The organism is Janthinobacterium saanense (assembly GCF_014200675.1).
In the GTDB taxonomy this organism is placed as follows: domain Bacteria; phylum Pseudomonadota; class Gammaproteobacteria; order Burkholderiales; family Burkholderiaceae_D; genus Janthinobacterium.
In genome coordinates this window covers 19,348-40,722 of the sequence record NZ_JACHCI010000019.1, presented here as the reverse complement: position 1 = coordinate 40,722, position 21,375 = coordinate 19,348, and the positions used below count along the sequence as shown (strand labels likewise).

22 protein-coding genes are annotated in these 21,375 nt (G+C 60.4%); 9 read left to right on the top strand and 13 right to left on the bottom strand.

The annotated features are described in order from the left end of the window. Positions 1-66 precede the first annotated feature (66 nt). Positions 67-465, top strand: a complete 399-nt coding sequence (locus tag HDE72_RS21690; RefSeq protein WP_183745504.1) for an OsmC family protein — start codon at positions 67-69, stop codon at positions 463-465. Further along, positions 462-1,346: a pirin family protein gene (locus HDE72_RS21685; RefSeq protein WP_183745501.1), complete on the top strand. Its 885-nt coding sequence runs from the start codon at positions 462-464 to the stop codon at positions 1,344-1,346. Before HDE72_RS21690 ends, HDE72_RS21685 begins: the two co-directional genes overlap by 4 nt. A gap of 4 nt (positions 1,347-1,350) precedes the next feature. Here HDE72_RS21685 and HDE72_RS21680 read toward each other — a convergent pair whose 3' ends face one another. The 4 genes from HDE72_RS21680 to HDE72_RS21665 all read right to left on the bottom strand — a co-directional run bounded on the left by HDE72_RS21680 (position 1,351) and on the right by HDE72_RS21665 (position 6,099). Then, the gene (locus HDE72_RS21680) at positions 1,351-3,777 is read right to left on the bottom strand and encodes a TonB-dependent siderophore receptor (RefSeq protein WP_183745498.1); all 2,427 of its coding nucleotides are present in this window, start codon (positions 3,775-3,777) and stop codon (positions 1,351-1,353) included. A 126-nt stretch (positions 3,778-3,903) separates the two neighbouring features. Then, complete coding sequence (locus tag HDE72_RS21675; protein ID WP_183745494.1) at positions 3,904-4,869, bottom strand: FecR domain-containing protein; 966 nt, start codon at positions 4,867-4,869, stop codon at positions 3,904-3,906. Then, entirely contained in the window at positions 4,869-5,378 is a 510-nt protein-coding gene (locus tag HDE72_RS21670; RefSeq protein ID WP_311735270.1) for a sigma-70 family RNA polymerase sigma factor, read from the bottom strand. The genes HDE72_RS21675 and HDE72_RS21670 overlap by 1 nt, the downstream gene beginning before the upstream one ends. Positions 5,379-5,505: 127 nt before the next feature. Next, the gene (locus tag HDE72_RS21665; RefSeq protein ID WP_183745488.1) at positions 5,506-6,099 is read right to left on the bottom strand and encodes a metal-dependent hydrolase; all 594 of its coding nucleotides are present in this window, start codon (positions 6,097-6,099) and stop codon (positions 5,506-5,508) included. 416 nt (positions 6,100-6,515) lie between these two features. Between HDE72_RS21665 and HDE72_RS21660 the strand changes: the two genes are divergently transcribed. Further along, on the top strand, positions 6,516-7,043 hold the full coding sequence (locus HDE72_RS21660; RefSeq protein ID WP_183745485.1) for a porin family protein: 528 nt from the start codon (positions 6,516-6,518) through the stop codon (positions 7,041-7,043). Positions 7,044-7,365: 322 nt separating this feature from the next. Here HDE72_RS21660 and HDE72_RS21655 read toward each other — a convergent pair whose 3' ends face one another. Beyond that, the gene (locus HDE72_RS21655) at positions 7,366-8,919 is read right to left on the bottom strand and encodes an FHA domain-containing protein (protein WP_183745482.1); all 1,554 of its coding nucleotides are present in this window, start codon (positions 8,917-8,919) and stop codon (positions 7,366-7,368) included. A gap of 326 nt (positions 8,920-9,245) precedes the next feature. On the opposite strand from HDE72_RS21655, the gene HDE72_RS21650 reads away from it, so the two are divergent. Then, complete coding sequence (locus tag HDE72_RS21650) at positions 9,246-9,698, top strand: DUF2177 family protein (protein WP_260176853.1); 453 nt, start codon at positions 9,246-9,248, stop codon at positions 9,696-9,698. Here the strand turns inward: HDE72_RS21650 and HDE72_RS21645 are convergent. The 3 genes from HDE72_RS21645 to HDE72_RS21635 all read right to left on the bottom strand — a co-directional run bounded on the left by HDE72_RS21645 (position 9,687) and on the right by HDE72_RS21635 (position 11,900). Next, positions 9,687-10,652, bottom strand: a complete 966-nt coding sequence (locus HDE72_RS21645; RefSeq protein ID WP_183745479.1) for a PP2C family protein-serine/threonine phosphatase — start codon at positions 10,650-10,652, stop codon at positions 9,687-9,689. The two genes, HDE72_RS21650 and HDE72_RS21645, sit on opposite strands and share 12 nt — an antisense overlap. Positions 10,653-10,799: 147 nt before the next feature. Next, positions 10,800-11,237: a glycine zipper 2TM domain-containing protein gene (locus tag HDE72_RS21640; RefSeq protein ID WP_183745475.1), complete on the bottom strand. Its 438-nt coding sequence runs from the start codon at positions 11,235-11,237 to the stop codon at positions 10,800-10,802. A gap of 120 nt (positions 11,238-11,357) precedes the next feature. After that, positions 11,358-11,900, bottom strand: a complete 543-nt coding sequence (locus HDE72_RS21635) for a GNAT family N-acetyltransferase (RefSeq protein ID WP_183745472.1) — start codon at positions 11,898-11,900, stop codon at positions 11,358-11,360. Positions 11,901-12,060: 160 nt separating this feature from the next. Between HDE72_RS21635 and HDE72_RS21630 the strand changes: the two genes are divergently transcribed. Beyond that, positions 12,061-13,518, top strand: coding sequence for a M20/M25/M40 family metallo-hydrolase (locus HDE72_RS21630; RefSeq protein ID WP_183745469.1), 1,458 nt, complete (start codon positions 12,061-12,063; stop codon positions 13,516-13,518). A 20-nt stretch (positions 13,519-13,538) separates the two neighbouring features. Here the strand turns inward: HDE72_RS21630 and HDE72_RS21625 are convergent, their stop codons facing one another. The 5 genes from HDE72_RS21625 to HDE72_RS21610 form a co-directional block, all read right to left on the bottom strand. Then, entirely contained in the window at positions 13,539-15,008 is a 1,470-nt protein-coding gene (locus HDE72_RS21625) for a virulence factor (protein ID WP_183745466.1), read from the bottom strand. Continuing rightward, entirely contained in the window at positions 15,001-16,515 is a 1,515-nt protein-coding gene (locus HDE72_RS21620; RefSeq protein ID WP_465053040.1) for a T6SS effector phospholipase Tle3 domain-containing protein, read from the bottom strand. Before HDE72_RS21620 ends, HDE72_RS21625 begins: the two co-directional genes overlap by 8 nt. Further along, on the bottom strand, positions 16,460-16,669 hold the full coding sequence (locus HDE72_RS28135) for a T6SS effector phospholipase Tle3 domain-containing protein (protein WP_465053039.1): 210 nt from the start codon (positions 16,667-16,669) through the stop codon (positions 16,460-16,462). The genes HDE72_RS21620 and HDE72_RS28135 overlap by 56 nt, the downstream gene beginning before the upstream one ends. Further along, complete coding sequence (locus HDE72_RS21615) at positions 16,590-17,147, bottom strand: T6SS effector phospholipase Tle3 domain-containing protein (protein ID WP_183745460.1); 558 nt, start codon at positions 17,145-17,147, stop codon at positions 16,590-16,592. The genes HDE72_RS28135 and HDE72_RS21615 overlap by 80 nt, the downstream gene beginning before the upstream one ends. 141 nt (positions 17,148-17,288) lie before the next feature. Further along, a complete protein-coding gene (locus tag HDE72_RS21610; RefSeq protein ID WP_183745457.1) occupies positions 17,289-18,146 on the bottom strand; it encodes an MBL fold metallo-hydrolase in 858 nt (285 codons plus the stop codon). 190 nt (positions 18,147-18,336) lie between these two features. Between HDE72_RS21610 and HDE72_RS21605 the strand changes: the two genes are divergently transcribed. The 4 genes from HDE72_RS21605 to prpC all read left to right on the top strand — a co-directional run bounded on the left by HDE72_RS21605 (position 18,337) and on the right by prpC (position 21,369). Further along, positions 18,337-18,573: a hypothetical protein gene (locus tag HDE72_RS21605; RefSeq protein ID WP_183745453.1), complete on the top strand. Its 237-nt coding sequence runs from the start codon at positions 18,337-18,339 to the stop codon at positions 18,571-18,573. A 131-nt stretch (positions 18,574-18,704) separates the two neighbouring features. After that, positions 18,705-18,953 carry a hypothetical protein gene (locus tag HDE72_RS21600; protein WP_183745449.1) on the top strand — a complete coding sequence of 83 codons (249 nt, stop codon included), beginning with the start codon at positions 18,705-18,707 and terminating at the stop codon, positions 18,951-18,953. Positions 18,954-19,304: 351 nt separating this feature from the next. Continuing rightward, positions 19,305-20,192 (top strand): methylisocitrate lyase, encoded by an 888-nt coding sequence (gene prpB, locus HDE72_RS21595; RefSeq protein WP_183677313.1) that lies wholly within the window; start codon positions 19,305-19,307, stop codon positions 20,190-20,192. Between the two features lie 22 nt (positions 20,193-20,214). Then, positions 20,215-21,369, top strand: coding sequence for a bifunctional 2-methylcitrate synthase/citrate synthase (gene prpC / locus HDE72_RS21590; protein ID WP_183745447.1), 1,155 nt, complete (start codon positions 20,215-20,217; stop codon positions 21,367-21,369). The last annotated feature ends 6 nt before the right edge of the window (positions 21,370-21,375 follow it).

The following is a 21,375-nucleotide window of genomic DNA, read 5'->3' as shown; positions in this document are numbered from 1 at the left end:
GCGCGTAGCTGCGCAAAGCGAACAAACGGTGTAAATTGTGGCTTTTAAAACACCCCAGGGACAGCCATGACCATCACCGCCATCCGCGACCAGTCGCAGCCTATGCGCCACATCGTGCACATCCGCGATCACATCCTCTCGGCCGATGCTTCGGTCGAAGAGGGCGGCGGCGACTCCGGCCCCTCGCCGCATGACCTGTATGACGCAGCCCTGTCAGCCTGCAAGGCGCTGACGGTGCTGTGGTATGCCAAACACAAGGGTATCCCGCTGCAGCACGTGGAAGTGTCGACCGAGCGCGACGCCAGCGAAGAGCGCAAGGGTGTGTATCGCCTGGCCGCCACCTTGCATCTGACGGGCGACTTGAGCGAGGCCCAGCGCCAGGAGTTACTGGCGGCGGCTGGCAAATGCCCGCTGCACAAGCTGATGACCAGCGTGACGACCGAAGTGACGACGGTGCTGGCATGAGCGCGGCCATCCTGAAAAGCCACGAAAAAGACCTGGGCGGCGGCTTTGTCGTGCGGCGCTTGCTGCCATCGGCCGCCAAGCAGGCCGTGGGTCCCTTCATTTTCTTTGACCACTTCGGCCCCATCGACGTGGCGCCCGACGCCAACCATGATGTGCGTCCCCACCCGCATATCGGCCTGGCCACCGTCACTTATCTGTTCGAAGGCGCGATTGACCATCGCGACAGCATCGGCTCGTATCAACGTATCGCACCGGGCGCCATCAACTGGATGACGGCCGGGCGTGGCATCGTGCATTCCGAGCGCACGCCGCCCGACCTGGTGGGCCAGCCGCACCGCACGCATGGCTTGCAGCTGTGGGCTGCGCTGCCGAAGGCGCATGAAGAGGATGAACCGAGTTTTACGCACACGCCGCAAGCCGATATTCCTGTCGTATCGCTCGATGGCGCCGTGGTGAAGGTCTTGATCGGCACGGCCTTCGGCCAGACTTCGCCTGTGCGCACCTATATGGAGACGGTGTATTTCGACGTGGCGCTGCAATCGGGGAGCACTTTGCGCCTGGACGGCTTGCCGGCCGAAGCGGCGATTTACCCGGTCAGCGGAGACGTGCTGGTCGATGGCGTGGCCCTGGCGCCGCACACCATGGCCTTGCTGGAAACGGGCACTGTACCCGTCGTGACGGCGGGCAGCTGGCCGGTGCAGTTCGTGGTGATCGGCGGCGAGCCGCTCGACGGCCACCGTTTCCTGTTCTGGAATTTCGTCTCGTCCAGCAAGGAGCGCCTGTCGCAGGCAGCCGATGACTGGAGCGCCCAGCGCATGGGGCAGGTGCCGGGCGAGACGGAGTTTATTCCACTGCCGAAGGCAGCTATCCGTCCCGCCTAGGCGGCTAGAAACGCGCGCGCAGGGTCAGGCTGGCCTTGCGCGGCTCGCCATAAAAATTGCCCCACGATGGCGCGCCCACCGTCTGGTAGTAGCGCTTGTCGAACAGGTTTGTCACATTGACCGAGGCGGTCCAGTTACGGTCGATCTGGTAGGCGGCGCGCGCCGTCCACAGCGCATACGATTTTTGCGCCACCGTGATGGCTTGCGTTACGCGCGAGCTCTCGGTCTGGAAGTTCACGCCGCCGCCTACGCTCCACGCCTGCAAGGCGCCTGGCAGGCGGTAATCGCTCCACGCGCGCAGCATGTTGCGCGGTGAAAAGGTGCTGGCAAACTGCACGCCCGCGTTCGAAGTCTGGTCCAGGTACTTAAAATTGTTCAGCGTGTAGCCGGCGAACAGCTGCCAGCCGCGGGCCACTTCGCCGCTGATTTCCGCATCGATACCCTCGCTGCGCACCTTGCCCGTCGAGATATAACACTCCGAACCCGATGAGCAGACATTCACCATGTCGAGTTCCGCGCGGTTGCTTTGCTCGATGCGGAACAGCGCCAGCGAGGCATTGACCTTGCCGTCGAACAGTTCGCCCTTGATCCCCGTTTCCAGGTTGCGGCCTTTCAGTGGGTCGATCAGGGCGCCAGCGGCGTCGCGCAGGCTTTGTGGCTGGAAGATATCGGACACGCTGGCGTAAGCAGACCACTGCCGGTCCAGCGCATAGATCAGGCCACCATACGGTGTGACCACGCCGTTTTCGCGATACGGATCGCTGTATGGCGCGCCCGTGTCGCGGTAGATGCTGCTCGATTGGTAATTCGTGACGCGGGCACCGGCCACCACCGTGAGCGAGTCGCTGACGCTGAAGCGGGCCACGCCATAGGCGCCTGTTTGCCGCATGCTGGTCAGGCTGGGGGCGCCGCGGTAGCTATGTTCGCGCAGCCAGGCGTCGCTCGGTTCGGCCACGCCGTGGTCGGGCTGCCAGGGGTTGATACCCTGCTTGAGCATGGCCAGGCTGAAGTCACTATCGCTTTCCATGCGGTTGGTGTTCACGCCTGCGCTGAAGCCATGGCGCCGGCCCAAGGCATTGAATTTGCCATCGAGCGAAATGTCGATGCCCTTGTTGGTGGTGCCGTAATCGAACACGCCGTCATAACGCATCATGCCGGCCAGAGTGACGGGGTTGATCGCGCCCAGGTTGAACATGTATTTCACGTCATGCCGCTCGTGGGTATAGTTGGCCGTGGCTTTCAGCGACCAGTCGGCGTCGAAGCGGTGCTCGAATTCGGCGAAGACAGCCGTCTGCCGGCTGTTCCAGCGGTTCCAGTTGGCGCCGATGAAGGTCGAACGCGGCAAATGCGGATCGCTGCCGTCGCTGTACAGGGGCAGGCCCGAGAAGAAGGGTGTCGATTGCAGTTTTTCATGGCTGGCGCCGGTCGTCAGCTTGCTGCCAGGCGCCAGGTCGAATTCCAGCACGCCATACAGCACGTCGGTGCGGCTGTCGGCCACGTCATAAAAATAATCGCGCTGTTCGTGTGCGGCCACGGCGCGGCCACGGATGCTGCCCGATTCGTTCAAGGGGCCGGTGACGTCGATCTCGCCGCGCATGTCCTTCCAGCGACCGGCACTGGCGGACAGCAGCAACTGCTTTTCCGCCAGCGGGCGTTTGCGCACCATGTTGACGGCGGCGCCTGGCGCACCGGTGCCCTGCAGCAGACCGGTGGCGCCGCGCACCACTTCCACCCGGTCCAGTATCGCCGTGTTGCTGGTAAAGCTGTTCGCCTGCGGGTAATACATGGCGCGGTTGACGCCGTCGAACTGGTAAGTGTCGACCATGAAGCCGCGCGAATACACATAGCGCCCGCCCATCGGGCTGTCATACATGGTGATGCCGGTGGTGTTGGCCAGCACCGCGTCGATGGTATTGAGGTTTTGATCGTCCATTTTCTGGCGCGTGATGACGCTGACCGATTGCGCAATTTCGCGCAGGGTTTGCACGCCCTTGCCGACGGTGACGGCGCGCGCCGCATACGAGTTGCTGTGTTCACTGACGGGATCGCGCTCCATGCTGGCGCTGACCAGCACGGGCGCCATGATTTTTTCACCGCTCGCCTGCGGCGCTGTCGCCTGGCGCAGCACATAAGCGCCGTTCGGCAATTGCAGCGCTTCCAGGCCGCTGCCGGCCAGCAGCAGGGCGAAACCCTGTGGCACGGAGTAGGGGCCGCGCAAGCCATGTGATTGCAAGCCCCGCGTTTGCGCCGGGTCGGTCGACAGGTTGACGCCGGCGGCGATAGCGAAGTCGTTCAGGGCGCTCGCCAGCGGGCCGGCGTTGATGGCATAGGTATGGATGGTGGCAGCCTGGCTTTGCGCCAGCACGGGCGCGGCGGTGACGGCGGCGCAAGCCACGGCGATGGCGGACAGGACGGGGTAGTTCAGGTGCATGGTCGGTCTTTCTGTTCTCGGTGGTGGTATGGCGAAGTATTTCGGCTTCTTGATGTCGGCTTCTTATTGTGTAAGCCGAAGCAGGGCGCCGAAACACCAACCCCGAATGCAAAAAAACTCAAAAAATTATGCTCGCCTGGCGGACACGGTGGCCCAGTAGCGCGTGAAATACTGCACTTGCAGGCCGTGCGAGGCGCACAGGCTTTGCAGAGCGGCGTCGATATCGTCCAGGCGATACGTGCCCGTCACGGGCCGCTGCGCCACGCCAGGGTCGCAGGCCAGGTGGCCGCGCCGGTAGCGCGACAGTTCATCGAGCAGGCGCTGCAAGGGCCAGTCGACAGCTACCAGCATGCCTTGCAGCCAGCTATCCTGGTGGACAGGCAGGGTCGCGACACCCTGCGCGCCGCTGGCGAAGAAACGCAGCTGCTGGCCTGCTTCGACGCGGCTCACCGCAGTGCTTGAGGCGGCGCAGCGTACTTCCACCGCATGGTCGAACACGCTGACGGTGCTGCTGGCGCCATCGCAGCGCACGCCAAAGCGCGTGCCCAGCGCGCGGATCACGCCGTGTCTGGTCTCGACCAGGAAGGGGCGCGGATCGGGCGCCGTCGCCAGCATGATTTCGCCTTCGTGCAGGCGGATGCGGCGACTGCTGGCCGTGTAATCGATGTCGGCGGCGCTGCCGGTATTGAGTTCCATGCTGCCGCCATCGGCCAGACGCACATGGCGGCGCTGGCCGGGCGCCGTACGCAGCGCTGCATTCCAGCTTTGCCACGGCGTCGAATGCAGGCCGGCCTGGCCCAGCCAGACGCCACCGCCGGCTGTCACCAGCAGCGCCAGCACTTTGGCGGCGGCGCGGCGGCGCACCTGGGCTGCCTGTAGCGCGGGCAGGGCCAAGGTGGCGGGAATCTCGCCCAGTTGGCCATCCATGCGCTGCAGCAGCGCCCAGGCGCGTGCGTGTTCGGCGCTGGCGGCCAGCCAGGTTTGCAAGGCGGCCGGGTCGGCCGTGCCGCTTTTGCATTCCACATGCCAGTGCGCGGCGGCGGCCAGGATGGCCCGGTCGATGCGGGGAAGGCTGGCGCGCTGGGCAAACATCAGGCGGCAGCCAGCACCAGGCATTCCGTGTAGGCGCGCACCAGGTGTTTTTTGACGGTGGGCAGCGATACACCGAGGCGTGTGCTGATGTCCACGTAGCTCAGTTCCTCGATTTGCGCCAGCAAGAAGATGGCACGTGTGCGCGCCCCCAGGCTGTCGAGCAGGCGGTCGATGGCCAGCAGGGTTTCGATGATGATGGCGTGCGTTTCAGCGGAAATCGATTGCGGCTCCGCTTGTTGGGCCAGCGCTTCCAGGTAGGCTTGTTCCAGCGCCTGGCGGCGGTAGCGGTCGACCAGCAAGCCGCGCGCGATGGTCGCCAGGTAGCCGCGTGGTTCGCGCAGGGGCGCTGCATCACGCTTGCCCAAGAGGCGCACAAAGGTGTCTTGCGCCAGGTCGGCCGCGTCGCCCGTGTTACCGAGCTTGCCGCGCAGCCAGCCATACAGCCAGCCGTGGTGTTCGCTATACAAAGTCTTCAGGTGCGCGGCATGGACGTGGCTGACGGTGCTCACTGCGTTCTCCAGATAGGTGGATAGCTGGGCTGACGGAACGTGGCGTGCCGGCTGGCTGGGCAGGTTAAGATGATATGTGAGAATGATACTCATTATCACATTGACCAGGCTGGCGCGTCAATTGACCTCAGGCGCCCTGGCGCCAATCCAGCAGCCACTGTTGCAGATATGCCCAGCCCTCATGCAGCGCGGATTTGGCGCCATGCAACAGGCTGTCCAGGGCGCCGGTGGCGTAGTGCAGGTGGATGCCATCGAAAAAGACGTGGTCGGCCACCACGGTGGCAGCCAGCCAGGCGGCGATGATGACGATCAGGTCGTGGCGGCCGCTTTTCCACCAGCGCAGCGAATGGCGGCGGAAGATCCATGGCACGCCCAGCGGATTGGGCCAGTCGGCCAGCAAATGCATGATGCCGCCGGCGGCAAAGCCGAACAGGGGCGGCGCCCACGGATGGTGCGCTAATTGCAGGTAGCTGTAGGCGAGCAGGGCGATCCAGGCCAGGCCCCAGTGGGTCCAGGTGCGGTGCGTGATCCACAGTTTGTGCGTGCGCGCCCACCAGGCCACTTCCATCCAGTCGGGCGCCGTACCGCCCAGTGCGCCCATCAGAAAAGCAAGCACGCTCAGTACTTGATAAGGGCCGCCAGCGCCAGCGTGCGCGACCACGGCTGCGGCAATCACGCCGGCAGCCCAGCCAGTCGCGTGATGCGCTTTATTGGAAGCCATAGAAATGTAAAACGCCAGACTGGCGTATTGTAAAACGTCGGGGAGATAAGCTGGATGAATATACAGTATCGTGGGGCATAATGCGATAGTATATGCAAGAGAATTGTTAAATTATGTGTCTTGCCGATGGGGCGGTCGCATCGCTGGGGAATGCGCTGCTGCCCGTTTTTTTGAGGTGGCAGCCGTCATTCGGGTTTGCAGAAAGAGCCCGTGAGGGATAGATCATCAGGCAGGGGAGTGGATCAGCATGCGATGGATGCACCAAAAAATCCTGCTTGAATTTTTTGATAACAGTGGTTTGTTGCATTGGCGCTGAAAATATTGTCATTAATGAATATTTTCTGCTTATGTGTAATCAATTCTGGCAATATAAAAACCCCGTTATTTTAACAATTATGAATTGAAAGTAGTTAGCTATGACTTTGCATAAAAAACTGATTGCCGGTATTGGATTTTCCTTGTTGTGTGCGCATGCCGCTTATGCGCAGAATGGCAGTGGCGTTTATGTCGGTGCTGGTGTTGGTAGCTCCTCAGTTTCTTCGCACGCCGTCGATAGCGATAATGATCCATCCCTGAATGTCGACGTCGGCTATCGCTTTAACCAGAATTTTTCTGCTGAAGTCTTCGCGCGCAGCCTGAGTTTTCGCCTGTTCGATGGTCTTGCCGGTGACAGCAGCTATTACCCCGACACCCACGTAGGCGTGGCCGTCCTGGGAACTATTCCGCTGTCCAATGATTTCAGCCTTTATGGCCGCCTGGGTGTTGGACGCACCGAAATGAAGTCTGGCCGCAAAGCGAAAAAGGACTATAGCGAGACGGATCCCTCGCTGGGTCTGGGTGTGCGTTATGCATTCAGTCCTGCCTGGAGCATTAATCTGGAAGCCACGCGTTTTACCAAGACGAAAGTCAATACCTATCTGCTGGGTGTGCAATACAATTTTTAATCGTCACATGTACTAAGTCACATGTACTAAGCCACATGTACTAAGTCATACGTATTAAATTAATAAAACCTGTCGTCGATAGTGCCGATATGTGGACTGTGCCTGGTTCCATGTATCGGCATTGATTAAAATATCGATTTATTTTTCGTGCCGCGTCCTATACTGAAGGTCTATTCTGAGTGTAAGGGGGACATCATGAAAATCCCGCGCGAATTGCAGATACCGGCCATCGTTTTTTCGCTGGAAGCGGTCTTTATTATTGGCCTGTCACTGGTGTTTTTGATACTGGCGCCGCGCTAGGCATGCCAGCAGAGAGGTGTGTCTATGCCGTCAACAGGGCGTTGCTGCTGTCGCACAGGCCGGCGCCTTCGGTGCGGATGATCCAGCATTCCGGATACGGTTCGCTGGCGAAACGGTTATGCCTGGCAAAACCACTGAGCTTGTCGAGCGCCGTGGTGGGCGCCAAGGGCGTTTCCTTGCCGCTGGCAGGGTCCAGATGCCAGAAGCCGCCATCGCGGTGGAATAGGACGGGCAGGGCGGCCGCGTTCGGTGCGGCGGCGTTAGCCTGCGGCAGCGAAACAGGCTGCGTTTCCGGTGTCAGCAGGTAAAAACATTCCGCATGCGCACCCTGGTCGATGCGGTGCAGAATCACGCCGTGATGCAGCATGGCGGTCACGCTGAGCACCACGATACCCTTGATGCTGGCGCTCATTTCGATGCGCATGCCCAGGCGCAGCGGCACGGGCTTGTGCTTGCCGGGCCAGACGCCGTCGAGCAGCAAGCCATAACGCGAGACATCCTCGATTTCAAAGCCTTGCTGGCCGCGCCGGATAACAGCGTGGCGCCCGGACAGGCGGCGCGTCAAGCCATTGTTGTCCTGGCCATCAAGACTGAAATGGCTGAGCAGCACATCGGCTTCCGGATCGACCAGCTCAAAACGGCCCAGGGTGCATGCTTCCAGTGCAAACAAACGTATCTGGCGCTGTGCGCCCGCTTCCGGCGCCGCGTTGACCAGGCAGGCTGCATCGCTGGGATGCGGGTGGACATGGCTGTCGGTGGGCAAGTCGACTTCGATCAGTTCTTCATCCCAGGCAATGGTGGTAAAGCCCATGTCGATCTTGCCTTGCGGCGCGGTCAAGTCCACGTGAGCGATGCCGGCATTGCGGGCGGTCACATCGAGATTGTAGCCATCGCCGCCGCGCACGCGGGCAATCGATGCGTCATCGGCCATCACGCGCACATTTTTATGCGTGCTGAGGAAGATCTGGTGGATTTCCGTCAGAGTGGCGTCGCGGCGCGGCACCAGGATGACAAAGGTGCACACCCATTTTTGGGCGGCGGCGCCATCGAGGTGGCTCTGTACTTCCACCTCGATCTGGTATTGCCCGTGCTCCTTGTTGCGGGAAGAGAACTCGACGAAGACGGGGCGCCAGTCGCCGCGCGTGGTGCGCACGAAATCATGTTGCACTTGACCACGCGGGATCAGGTCCGAGCGCAGGCGCAAGGTCAGTTGCGGCGCGCAGTTGGCCGCCATGCCGCGCAATTCCATTTTCAGGGTTTGCCGGCCGCCAGCGGCACGCGGGTCGAAACCGCTGATATGCAAATGGGCTTGCACCGGCTGGTAAGCCACTTTGGCAGGCGTAGCAGAGGGGAGGAGCGTAGTTTGCGCCGCTGTGATTGCTGGCGTCATGTCCGGTACGGGCGCACGGACAGGCGCCGTTGCCGATTGCTCGGAACGGGCGCTGCGCGCTGCGTTCAACAAGTCATAGCTGCTGACGGGAGCGGCTGTTTGCGGGTGATTACCCGCGCAGACGCTGTCACCAGGCAAGACCCAGAACGTACAGTGCGGGTGCTCCGGATTACTGCATTTTTTCATGACATTCTGACTCGAACCGAGTGGGGGCATGACGCCCTCTGTTATACCTGAGAGCTTACGCGCTTTTGGGCGCGCTTGGCAACCAGCACAGCAAGCCGCGCCCTGTTTTGTGGATAAAAACGTCAGCGAATTTCGCCCTGCCTTGTACCATCTCGGAAACTATTGCTTTAAATCATATATTGTGGATTTACAGATACCTATTTTAAACAACTTCGTGCTTGTCTGCTCGATCCTCCGCAGAACGCCAGCAAGACGGCAAGCGCGGGCAAGCCGGTGTATGCTGGCCTGACATCCGTACGCCTCCGATTTTCTTGCTTGGGAAAACCATGATGCCGAATATTCCGCCTGCCATCCGCTTGCCCCAGCTGGCCGTCGCCTATTGCAGCGCGCTGTGCGTGCTGCTGCTGGTCGATGGTTTATGGCTGGGTTTGCTGATGGGCCCGATGTACGCCCGCTATCTGGGCGATCTGCTGCTGGAGCAGCCTCGCTGGTTGCCGGCGATCCTGTTCTACCTCTTGTATGCCCTGGGCTTGCTGGTGTTTGCCATCGTGCCGGGTTTGCGGGCAGGCAACTGGCGCATGGTGGCGCGGCTGGCTGCGCTGCTGGGACTGGTGGCCTATGGCACTTACGACTTGAGCAATTACTCTACCTTGCAAGGATGGCCGCTCCCCTTGACCTTGATCGATATTGCCTGGGGCGCCGTGTTGTCTGGTATCAGCGCTGTGGCCGCATGGCTGGCGGCCAGCCGGCTGAAGGCTGCACCGGGCTCAGGCAGTTGAGCCCGGTGGTGGTGTAAAACGCAGGGCCAGCATGGTCAGGTTATCGCTGTGCATGCCCAAGGGCGGCTGGGCCAGAAAGTCGTCGAACACGGCGGCGAGCGCTTGCACGGCGGTTTTGCCTGCGCACAAGCCTGGCCAGCGGCCCACGGCGGCCAGCGGATCGGCGCAGGCCCAGAAACCATCGCTGGCCAGCAGGTATAGCGCATCGCTGCGCACCTGCAGCACCCGGCGGTCGGGCAGATGGGCAAGGAAGGGCGGCAAATTGCCGGCGTCTAGCGCGCGCAAAGGTTTGTCGAGCTGCTGCGTGTCGCCGATGGCGTTGCCCAATATAAAGGCTTGCGAGATTTGCGGATGGTGCTCGCCATGCACGCGCAAGCGCCACTGCGCTTCGTTCAGCCTGCCGTGCATGGCGTGCACGGTGGCTGGCACGTGGTCCACAGTAAGGCTATGCACGGTGCCATCGGCGTCTTCGTTTCCTGCAATGACTTCGTAGAGCCGAGAATCGCCCACGTGATACAGCAGCGGCGCCTGGCCCGGCGCGATTTCCAGCAGGGTCAGGGTGGTGCCGGGCGGGCGAGCCACCACCAGCGGCGGTAGCTCGAAACTGGTTTGCAGGCGGGTATGCAGAGCATCAAGGCTGGACGCCAGGGTGGCCACATCACGGCAGGCGGGTAGCTGCAACAAGCCGTGCACGGCTGCTTCGGCTGCTTCACGGCCATGCCCATGACCGCCCATGCCATCGAGCACGGCTGCCCGCACATGGCCGGCTGGCCAGTTGTCTACCCGGCAGCGTAGCGGTGCTTGCTGCGACAGGTACACGGCATTGCCGCTACCGTCGATCAGCAGCAAGTTATCCTGGTTTTCTCGTCGCGGTGCCGGGCCTGCACCGATGCTGCTGCCAGCAGCAGCATCGACCCAGGGGCCGAAATCCAGGCCATCCTTAATTAAATACATGAATTAAATGCATGGGCATCACTATTGATCATGGGGAGAGCTTAGCCGATATTGCCCGCAGGCGATATAGTAAAAGCAACTGTATCTGGATGAAAAAAAACCTGCGGCAGCCAGGCTGCGCAGGTTTTTCTGAAGACGGGGACCTGATTAACGGCGCCAGCCGTAGCCGCCACGGCCTTCCCAGCGGCCGCGATCATGGTAGTAGCCGCGTGGCTGCACGTAAATCACGGCTGGCGGGCCGTAGTAGCGTGGGGCCGGCGCGTAATACACGGGCTGCGGCGCAGGCTGGTAATAAACCGGTTGCGGCGCCTGCTGGTAATACACAGGCTGCGGTGCTGGCTGGTAATAGCTGCCACGGTAGCCGCCACCGTTGTAGTAACCGTCATTCGTTCTGATGCTGTTGCCGACGGCGGCGCCAATGACGCCACCCACGATCGCGCCGTTACGGCCGCCAGTGCTGTGGCCGATGGCCGCTCCGACTACGGCGCCTGCAACAGTATTGAAGTCGCGGTCATCGGCTACTGCGGCCGACGAAACAGCCACTGCCGCTACCATTACTGCACCCAGGAGTTTCTTGTTCAACATGGCATTTCCTTCCATTTCGGCGAGATCACAGTGATCTGCATGAGTTGGACTATATCCGCACGCACGTGCTTGTTCCACGTCTAATACAACTTATTACATACTAGGCAAGCTTGTAACATCTCAGCTTTGAAGCGCAGCCAAATTAGCCTGCCACTCATGGCGCAGCAGGCTGTACATTTTGACATCGTGCATGGCGCCGTTGATGAAGAACGCCTGCCGCATCAGGCCTTCCTGCGTAAAACCGCATTTTTGCGCGATGCGTTCGGACGCCGTGTTGAACGGATCCATCAGCAATTCCAGCCTATGGTAGGGATAGGCCATGAACAGATAATTGACCAGCAAGCGCGTCGCTTCAGTGGTGTAGCCGCGTCCGCTCCTTTGCTGGTCGAACAGGCGGTAGCCGATTTCGCGCCCGGCCGGTGTGCGGCTTTTAAAGTGGGTGATGGTGCCGATGATGTTCTGGTGCAAGTCCTCGATCAGAAACAGCTCGCTGTCTTCGCTGACAAAGCCCGTTTGCATGAAATCGCGCCGCATCGCTTCGGGCGACTTGAACTGCATGGAAAAGAACTCCCCGCGCGAGGGCAGGTCATTGACCTTCGCAATATAGTCATTGAGGTCGGCTGCAAGCAGATGCCGGACGGTGCAAAGTGTTCCCTTGAGCATGGCTGTTTCCGGTGGCGAAGACGAACTTCATGGTAATCCAAACAAGATGTTGCAAGCAATGGCGATGCAGGCTAAAAGTTGCTGCAATGACAGAATAAATACGCTATCGTGGCAGGCTGCACCGCAATTGTTTCCCCTTCGATACTGGAACCCTATCTCTATGCATACCGTCCTGTCTGGCGCGCCGCGCTCCATCCTGTCCCGTTCTATTTCCTCCATCGTCCTCGGCTGCATGGTCAGCGCCAGCGCCTTTGCCGCAGCGCCGGGCAATGACTCGCAAGCGCTGGCGAAAATCCGCGACACCGCCTTGCAAAGCGACTGGGCCTACACCCATTTGACCGACCTGACGGACCTGATTGGCCCGCGCCTGTCCGGTTCCGCCGGCGCTGCCGCCGCGGTGCAGCAAGTGGCGGACACCATGCGCAAGCTGGGCGCCACCGTTACCCTGCAGCCGGTCAAGGTGCCGCACTGGGTGCGCGGCGTGGAAACAGCTGAAATCGTCGACTACGCCGGCCGTCCGCAAGGCCTCAGCCAGCGCGTGGTCTTGACGGCCCTCGGTGGTTCGGGCGCCACGCCAGCCGCCGGGCTGACGGCGCCGCTGCTGATCGTAAAAAGCTTCGAGGAACTCAAGGCGCGCGCGGCCGAAGTGAAGGGCGCCATCGTCCTGATCGATACGCCGTTCGACCAGGAAATGGCGGAACGGGGACTGGCTGGCGTCAGCTATGGCCAGGGTTCGCGCTTCCGCTTCAATGGTCCGAAAGCGGCCGCTGAACTGGGCGCCGCCGCCGCGCTGGTGCGCTCCATCGGCGGCGCCAACTTCCGCATTCCGCACACTGGCGCCACCGGGCTGGAAGACGGCAAGCGCATTCCGGCTGCCGCCGTCACCGTCGAAGACGCCTTGCTGATCGGCCGCCTGGCTGCGCGCGGCCCCATGAAAATGCACCTGACCCTGACGCCGCAAACCTTGCCCGACGCCGACAGCTACAACGTGATCGCCGACTGGCCAGGCACGGACAAGGCCGATGAAGTGGTGGTCGTGTCGGGCCACCTCGATTCCTGGGACCTGGCCACCGGCGCCAATGATGATGGCGCCGGCATCATGTCTGCCATGGGCGTACTGGAAACCCTGAAAAAACTCGATTACCATCCACGCCGCACCATCCGCGTGATCGCCTGGATGAACGAGGAAAACGGCGGCCGCGGCGGCCAGGCCTACTATGAAGCCCACAAGCAGGCGCTCGGTAAACAATATGCGGCCATCGAAATGGATAGCGGCGCGGGTCGTCCGTTCGGCATCAAGGCCAGCGTGGGCCCGAAAGCTGAAAAACTGTTCGCGCCTTTGCTGGCCTCCTTGCAACCGATGGGCGCCAACGCCTTTACGCGCCGCGATGCGCTGGAAACGGGCGATTTGCACCACCTGGAAACGGGCGGCGTACCGAGCTTCGAGCCGCTGGTCGACAGCCACAGTTATTTCAATTACCACCACACGCCAGCCGACACGCTGGACAAGGTCGACCCCGATAACCTGAAACGCAACGTGGCGCTGATGTCTTCGCTGGCCTGGTTCCTGGCCAATATCGATGGCGAAATCGGCCGCGCGCCGGTGCAATCGGAGTAACTTGTACGGGCAGGGCTGCACTATTTCGAGTAGCCCTGCATATCATCGGCCGCATCATGGCGGATACCCCACCAGGGCAGGTAAGCGTGATTTTCGCCGCGCGCACGGAACCACGGTTTGTCGTGGTCGATGGGACGTACCCTGGCCGGTGGCGACACCAGCACGCCGGTGACGCTGAGGGCGTCGCTGGTGCCCGCCACCAGTACCTGTTTGCCAAAATGGTTCGCCTGCGCGATGGCTAGCGCCACATTGGTCAAGGCCGTGCCGGCGCCCATTTCGCCCAGCAGCGCCGGCGTATTGAAGCTTTGCGGTATAAAGTCGAATTCCGGCACTTCCAGCGTCAGCGCGTGGGCCAGGTGGGCCAGGCGGTCCGACGAGGTGGGCAAGGTCTTGTTGGCGTCATGGATGACATAACTGATATCGGTTTCCGTCTTGCCCCCATTGCGCGCCGCTTGCGCAAATGCCGCTTGCCATGCCTGCACGGCGCGTGGCGGCTTGCCCTTGGCCAGCTCAAAGTCGCCGATATTTTGGGTAGCCGGATAGCCTATCCACGCCAGCGCCGCCCGTTCGGTCTTGTAGTGCGGGCCGGCCAGCACCAGCAGCACCAGGTTTTCATTGATCTGCATGTCTTTGGGCCGGCTGGGAGCATCCCAGTTCATGACCCACACGGTTTCATTCGGATGCGCTTCCAGGTAGCCGAGCGCCGCCTTTAAAGAAACGAAACCGGCGTTATTGCCACCCATGGTGATGCGCACGTCGGGCGGGGTAGCGCGGGTCCAGAGGGTGGGGAAATGCGTATTGCCGATGTCGAAATTATCGATAATTTCCTGTTGTATAGTCTGGTGCACAGCCACGGCATCGAATTTGCTTTCAGGCAGAGCATATTCCACGCGTATGCCGGCCAGCTCGCGCCAGTTTTTCTTATCGTCACGGGGATAGACGTGGTAAAAGTAAGTGGGGCTGGAAAAATAGATGTCGTGAAAATTGGTCATCAATTCTTGCAAATATTTACGATGATAGCCTTTAAAGGTTTCCTTGCCTTCAAGATCAAAGGCAATCGGTGACACCGCTTGCAAGGTACTGAAGCCTCGGGGATCTGTTCTCACCATATCGTCGTTCTTATTGGGGTTTGCCAGCCCCAAAGTCCATAACAGCTGCCATTCGGTTGGATAGTCGCGCCGCTGAAGGGGATTAAGCCATTGCAAGCCGACCACTTGCGCCATGAATGCGGGTTGGGGACTGCTTGCTGGCGGCGTGGCTGTTACCGCATTACGTGAGTCCGTCGTTGTGCATGCTGTCAGGAAGGCGAAAAATGCCACACCGGCAAACACTGGGATAGCAATAAAGCGTTTCATGATGCCTCCATTCGATAAGGTATCGGCGTGCCCATTCTCGGGATTCCATATCAGCCAAAGCAGGGCTAGGACTAATAAGGCAAAGATCAGACTAAATAGAAGGCGTTTGCCTGGTTGCGAGCTCAAATCACGCATCGTCAGTCCCCAATGCAGAGATGCCAGTCGGTGCCGCACGCACCACCACATTCTGACGTTCATCCATTATTTTTTGAGGTTTCTTGGCTGGACTGTCTTTATTATTTGCCCACTCGTATAGTGGTACACGTTTGAATTTTCCTTTGTCGTAATACTCAAAAAATTCTTTGCTGTCTTCAGTGTCATCCAATCTCTTTAATAAGCACCAGTCCGCCACAACTCTTAATTTGCGCAACTCCTCCTGCCTGATCGTGCACACCCCCACCGCCACGTCATACGCCAGCGCCTTTTCCGCATGCATGGCGTTGCTCATGATGGTCGAGTGGTCAGTGGCGTGGGTGTCGACATTGGCGGCCAGGTAGTTGTGTATCTCTTTCGTGCGCCAGGCCTTGAATTTGTCTGACGCCGCTTCCGGCTTGTCCACCCCGGTCACAGAGCCGTCTTTTTCCGCCAGTTCATCGCGCCTGGCTTGCATGCGCAGCATGCCGTTCAGTTCGTAACGCAGGGCGGCTTCGTCCTGTGCACTGCCTTTGCCCTGGGCACGGTAGGGCGCATACACATCATCGGCATCAAAAGCGCGCGCGCTGTGCAGGGAGTCGGCTGGCGAGTCGCAGCCTTCGTCAAACTGCTCACTGATATTGCCAAAGCGCTGCGATTGCGGCGAGAATTTCTCGGGCAGTTCGGGCGCCTTCATCGGCAGCTTCCAATCCTTGGGTGGCAGGGCGTTGATGCGCGTGCCTGCAAGTTTGCTGCCGACGATCACGATGGGCGCGAACAGAAAGGTCAGGATCTTGCGGCCGAAACCTTTGCTGGCCCGCAAACCCTTCTGGATAAAATATTCGGCCACCTGCGACAGCGGAAGCCAGAAATCCAGGCTGCCAGGCGTCAAGGGTTGGCCATTGCGCTGCCAGATATCGTAGTCCGCTTCATTTTTTTGCCCCACGTCGTGGTTTTGCGCAAACACGCGCTGGGTAAACACGCCGTCGCCGCCCGTATCCGCAATTTCCTGGGCCGACATGCCGCGCCAGCCTATGCCTTGCACGGGCGTGGCGGAAATCACCTGGTCGTGCGGATTGAAATACAAGGTGACCCGCCCATAGCTGGAACCATGCAAGCCGTACGCTGCGCGGTCCAGCGCCGCCGTGTAACTGTGCTTGGGGTCAGGTTTTTGATTGGCGGAGAATTCGTCGACAAAGGCGGCGTTTTGCTGCAAGGCTAGGCGCGTGCGCAGGATGTCAAAGAAGGCCTTCAGGGTTTGCGTGCGCGCCGTATATTTTTGCCGGCCCGTATTGCCATGTTCGTCTTTCAGATTGCCACTGACCCAGTTTTCCGTAAAATTCCTGTCCAGCAGGCTGTACGGCGGATTGCACAGCACATAGCTGTCCGCCACGGCGGACGGCCCCAGGGTTTCTCCCAAAAAGGCGGCGGCCATGGAGACCATATTGCCCTGGCTATGGCAAACGATGGTGACGGGCGCGTCCTTCTGGCAAGCGCGTATGGATTGCACCAGCCGCGCCAGGCGCCAGGCGCCAGGCGGCGAACACAAAATACGGGCGCGGCGGGCCGGCGTACACTTGCCGGTCATTGGTCGGGTTCATGTGCTGGATGTGCATCCACAGGAATAGCTCTTCCGACAAGCCATTGCCCCATAAATCGGGCAAGGCGCTGCAGCCATTGGCAAACGGGCCGCCGCCCCCAATAGTTTTTTTCGTTCAGATAAATGCCCTCGCCGAATTCCTGCAACTCTTCACCGTTGGCCTTGTAGCCCCAGCGAAAACGGATCACGGGTGAATTGGCGTCGTCTGCCAGTAAAAAAGTGGCGGCGTTGCGTTTGGGATTGAGGAAACCGTCATCGGTGAGCTCGCGCTCGTAAGACGCCGCTTTCATCTGCCCGGCTGCGGGGCCGGGGATTTTCAGATCCTCGTCGCGGCGCTTGAGGCGGGTATTGAGTCCTGCGCACAATCCCTGTTCGGCCTGCTCGTACCACTCGCCATCGGAGTTCACGCCATGCGCGAAGATGATGATGCCGGGGCGCGGCAAGCGTTTTACCGCATCGAGCAGGCTGTGGCTGAACAGCGTCGTGCCTTCCGGTTCGGCCAGCAAGATGCAATCGGCCTCAGGTTTGTAGTCTGTCCACATGCAGGCGCTCCATCAAGGGATAGCAGGGAAAAGCTGCGCCAGAGCGTACCCAGGCAATCTGCACTGTATGCGGATTGCCTGGAGTGGGAATTGCGGGGAATCAAGAAGGGCAGTGTGGCGGAGAGGGCAGAAGCCGCAAAATCAGATCGCGTTCAGCGGTATCTTCAGATAGCGCACGCCGTTTTCTTCCGGCTCGGGCAGCTTGCCCGCATTGATATTGACCTGGATGGCGGGCAGGATCAGGGTCGGCATGTCCAGCGTCTGGTCGCGGCTTGTGCGCATGGTCACGAACTGCTCTTCCGTGACACCGTCATGCAAATGGATATTGTGGGCGCGCTGTTCGGCCACCGTCACTTCCCAGCGCGGCGGGCGGCCGTTGGGCGGATAGTCGTGGCACATGAAGAGCCGCGTTTGCGGCGGCAGCGACAGCAAGCGCTGCACGGAGCGGTAGAGCAGGGTGGCCGAACCGCCGGGAAAATCGCAGCGGGCCGAGCCCACGTCGGGCATGAACAGGGTGTCGCCGACGAAGACGGCGTCGCCGATCTGGTAAGCCAGATCGGCCGGCGTATGGCCAGGCACGTGCAGCGCGCGTACTTCCAGCGGGCCGATATTGAACACCTGATCGGGCGCAAATAATTGATCAAATTGCGAGCCGTCGGCCTGCGCGCCATCCTGGTGATAGACCTGGGCGAACGCCTGCTGCACCGTCTGGATAGCCGCGCCGATGGCCACGTCGCCGCCCAGTTGCTGCTGCAGATAAGGCGCCGCCGACAGGTGGTCGGCATGTGCATGGGTTTCCAGCAGCCAGCGGCATTGCAAGCCATGTGCGCGCACGAAGGCGACCACCTTGTCGGCCGAGGTGGTCGAGGTGCGGCCCGCTTTTGGGTCGTAGTCGAGCACGGAATCGATGACGGCGCATTCCCCGCCATCGGCCGCATACACGACATAGGTCACGGTGGCGGTGGCAGGATCAAAGAAAGCTTGGATTTGTGGATTCATCGTGGCGGCAGGGCGAAGCTGGGTCCGTGACAGGGATGGTCATTATATCGCCAGAGCCGGATAAGAAAATGCTAAAAACGTGCACTTGATATGCGGAAATCAAATAAGGAGGCAGATAGCTGTCGTGCGCACCCTGATGTGCGCTGCGTGCTAATCTCGTCTGTACCAGATTAAGAGAAAGAGGAAAGCCATGTCAGACAGCACAGCACGCAGCGAACAGTACCGCGGTTTTACGATTTCGGTGACGCCGCAAAAGGACAATGACGATTTATGGGATTTCAGCTACCGCCTGCAGCGCGACGGGCAGTCCGATGGGCTGGAAGTGAGCCGCAGCCGCACCCTGGGCGGTCATATCGACCCGGAATCGGCCTACGTGGCCGGCTTTGAAGTGGCGAAAATCGAAGTGGATAATCTGCTGCGCCCTTGAACGCGCGTAAATTGTTTAGCCCGATGGCACGGTCCCGTTGAAACACATCGCGGCAGGCCGTGCTTCATGCTAGGATTTCCCCTATCCGCTAAATCAGCCAGTTTATGTCACTCACCCGCAAGGAGGCCCCCATGAGCAACAGTTCCAAAATTCACTATAAAGGCTGGGAGATCGTTCCTTTGGCCGTGCCGACCGGTGATGGCAAATGGTCGGCCAGTTGCGACATCGAACGCGCTGGCGCCGACGGAGTGGAAGTATTCGAAGGCTCGACCATGCAATTCGTGCGCGACGACGAAGACGAGGCCATCGCCGCCGCTTGCGACGAGGCGATACGCCAGGTCGACAATATCATCGCCAATCCGCTGGTGCGGCTGGCCTGATCCGGTTTCAATGACCCCAGGGCAAGCGGCGCCTGCCGCTTGCCTGTCCTGCCACGCGGCCAGCAGCGATGCTGGCCGCGCTGTTTTCTGCGTTCCCTGTTTTATTTCAAGCGATGTTTCAGACTGTTTCAATGTTTCAATATGAAACGTTTTTGAAGCATATCAAGGTGTAATTGTCACATGGCCGATATGCCGTCATGGCGCCTCTCAGCCCTTGTATTTGCCTGCGTTGGCGCTATTCTCCCTCTATGGCACCAATCGTCTGCCCATCGGTAGCCAGCTGGCACGGCAATTGCACTACTGTTCCATATAGCAAGTCCATGAAACATTCGACATTCCATAGGTGAACACATGAGTCTATACTCCGCAGGTGCAGCGTTCCGCAAGGCCGTCCAGGAAGAATCCCCATTGCAAGTGGTCGGCGCCATCAACGCCAACCACGCCTTGCTGGCCAAGCGCGCCGGCTTCAAGGCTATCTATTTGTCCGGCGGCGGCGTTGCGGCCGGCTCGCTGGGCTTGCCCGACCTGGGCATTTCCAGCCTGGACGACGTGCTGACCGATATCCGCCGCATCACCGACGTGTGCGACTTGCCGCTGCTGGTCGACGCCGACACGGGCTTCGGTTCGTCCGCCTTCAATGTGGCGCGCACGGTGAAATCGATGATCAAGTTCGGCGCGGCCGCCCTGCATATCGAAGACCAGGTGGGCGCCAAGCGCTGCGGTCATCGCCCCGGCAAGGAAATCGTGAGCAAGGAAGAAATGGTCGACCGTATCAAGGCCGCCGTCGATGCGCGCACCGACCCGAACTTCGTCATCATGGCGCGCACCGATGCGCTGGCTGTCGATGGCCTGGACGCCGCGCTGGAACGCGCCGTCGCCTGCGTCGAAGCGGGCGCCGACATGATCTTCCCGGAAGCGATCACCGACCTCGATATGTATGCCACCTTCGCCAAGGCCGTCAACGTGCCGATTCTGGCCAATATCACCGAATTTGGCGCCACGCCGCTGTTCACGCTGGACGAACTGCGCAGCGCCCACGTGGGCCTGGCGCTGTATCCTTTGTCGGCTTTCCGCGCCATGAACAAGGCGGCAGAAAACGTCTACACCTCGCTGCGCCGCGATGGCACGCAAAAGAACGTGCTCGATACCATGCAGACGCGCATGGAGCTGTATGAGTCGATCAACTACCACGAATTCGAGCAAAAGCTCGACGCGCTGTTCGCCGCGCAGAAGAAATAATTACACTATTTTGGAGAAGACCATGACCGCACCACAAGCCGCCACTTTCAAGCCTAAAAAATCCGTCGCCCTGTCCGGCGTCACCGCCGGTAACACGGCCCTGTGCTCGGTCGGCAAGACCGGCAACGATTTGCACTACCGCGGCTATGACATCCTGGACGTGGCCGACAGCTGCGAGTTTGAAGAAATCGCCTACCTGCTGGTGCATGGCAAGCTGCCGACCGCCGCTGAACTGAAAGGCTACAAGGCCAAGCTGAAATCCCTGCGCGGCTTGCCGTCCGCCGTCAAGCAGGCGCTCGAAGCGCTGCCGGCTGGCGCCCATCCGATGGACGTGATGCGTACTGGCGTCTCTGTCCTCGGCTGCACCCTGCCGGAAAAAGACGACCATAATGCACCGGGCGCGCGCGATATCGCCGACCGCTTGATGGCCTCGTTCGGCTCCATGCTGCTGTACTGGTACCACTACAGCCATAACGGCAAGCGCATCGAAGTGGAAACGGACGACGACTCGATCGGCGGCCACTTTCTGCACCTGCTGCATGGTGTAAAGCCATCGGCATCGTGGGAAAAAGCCATGCACACGTCCTTGATCCTGTACGCGGAACACGAATTTAACGCCTCCACCTTTACCAGCCGCGTGATCGCCGGCACGGGTTCGGACATCCATTCAGCCATCACGGGCGCCATCGGCGCGCTGCGCGGCCCGAAACACGGCGGCGCCAACGAAGTGGCGCTGGAGATTCAAAAACGCTACGACAATCCCGACGAAGCCGAAGCGGATATCCGTGAGCGCGTCGCCAACAAGGAAGTGGTGATCGGTTTCGGCCACCCGGTCTACACGATCTCGGACCCGCGCAACGTGGTGATCAAGGAAGTGGCGCGCAATCTGTCGCTGGAAGCAGGTTCCACCAAGATGTTCGACATTGCCGAGCGCCTGGAATCGGTCATGTGGGAAATCAAGAACATGTTCCCGAACCTGGACTGGTTCTCGGCCGTGTCGTATCACATGATGGGTGTGCCGACAGCGATGTTTACACCGCTGTTCGTCATTTCGCGCACCTCGGGTTGGGCTGCCCACATCATCGAGCAGCGCATCGACAACAAGATCATCCGCCCGAGCGCCAATTACGTCGGCCCGGAAGACCTGGCATTCGTGCCGATCAAAGACCGTACCTAATGAGTA

Excerpts from the sequence above, each read along its gene's own strand:
- HDE72_RS21690 (WP_183745504.1), top strand. The coding sequence starts at position 67 with ATGACCATCACCGCCATCCGCGACCAGTCGCAGCCTATGCGCCACATC.
- HDE72_RS21685 (WP_183745501.1), top strand. The coding sequence starts at position 462 with ATGAGCGCGGCCATCCTGAAAAGCCACGAAAAAGACCTGGGCGGCGGC.
- HDE72_RS21680 (WP_183745498.1), bottom strand. The coding sequence starts at position 3,777 with ATGCACCTGAACTACCCCGTCCTGTCCGCCATCGCCGTGGCTTGCGCC.
- HDE72_RS21675 (WP_183745494.1), bottom strand. The coding sequence starts at position 4,869 with ATGTTTGCCCAGCGCGCCAGCCTTCCCCGCATCGACCGGGCCATCCTG.
- HDE72_RS21665 (WP_183745488.1), bottom strand. The coding sequence starts at position 6,099 with ATGGCTTCCAATAAAGCGCATCACGCGACTGGCTGGGCTGCCGGCGTG.
- HDE72_RS21660 (WP_183745485.1), top strand. The coding sequence starts at position 6,516 with ATGACTTTGCATAAAAAACTGATTGCCGGTATTGGATTTTCCTTGTTG.
- HDE72_RS21655 (WP_183745482.1), bottom strand. The coding sequence starts at position 8,919 with ATGAAAAAATGCAGTAATCCGGAGCACCCGCACTGTACGTTCTGGGTC.
- HDE72_RS21650 (WP_260176853.1), top strand. The coding sequence starts at position 9,246 with ATGATGCCGAATATTCCGCCTGCCATCCGCTTGCCCCAGCTGGCCGTC.
- HDE72_RS21645 (WP_183745479.1), bottom strand. The coding sequence starts at position 10,652 with ATGTATTTAATTAAGGATGGCCTGGATTTCGGCCCCTGGGTCGATGCT.
- HDE72_RS21640 (WP_183745475.1), bottom strand. The coding sequence starts at position 11,237 with ATGTTGAACAAGAAACTCCTGGGTGCAGTAATGGTAGCGGCAGTGGCT.
- HDE72_RS21635 (WP_183745472.1), bottom strand. The coding sequence starts at position 11,900 with ATGCTCAAGGGAACACTTTGCACCGTCCGGCATCTGCTTGCAGCCGAC.
- HDE72_RS21630 (WP_183745469.1), top strand. The coding sequence starts at position 12,061 with ATGCATACCGTCCTGTCTGGCGCGCCGCGCTCCATCCTGTCCCGTTCT.
- HDE72_RS21625 (WP_183745466.1), bottom strand. The coding sequence starts at position 15,008 with ATGCGTGATTTGAGCTCGCAACCAGGCAAACGCCTTCTATTTAGTCTG.
- HDE72_RS21615 (WP_183745460.1), bottom strand. The coding sequence starts at position 17,147 with ATGTGGACAGACTACAAACCTGAGGCCGATTGCATCTTGCTGGCCGAA.
- HDE72_RS21610 (WP_183745457.1), bottom strand. The coding sequence starts at position 18,146 with ATGAATCCACAAATCCAAGCTTTCTTTGATCCTGCCACCGCCACCGTG.
- HDE72_RS21605 (WP_183745453.1), top strand. The coding sequence starts at position 18,337 with ATGTCAGACAGCACAGCACGCAGCGAACAGTACCGCGGTTTTACGATT.
- HDE72_RS21600 (WP_183745449.1), top strand. The coding sequence starts at position 18,705 with ATGAGCAACAGTTCCAAAATTCACTATAAAGGCTGGGAGATCGTTCCT.
- prpB (WP_183677313.1), top strand. The coding sequence starts at position 19,305 with ATGAGTCTATACTCCGCAGGTGCAGCGTTCCGCAAGGCCGTCCAGGAA.
- prpC (WP_183745447.1), top strand. The coding sequence starts at position 20,215 with ATGACCGCACCACAAGCCGCCACTTTCAAGCCTAAAAAATCCGTCGCC.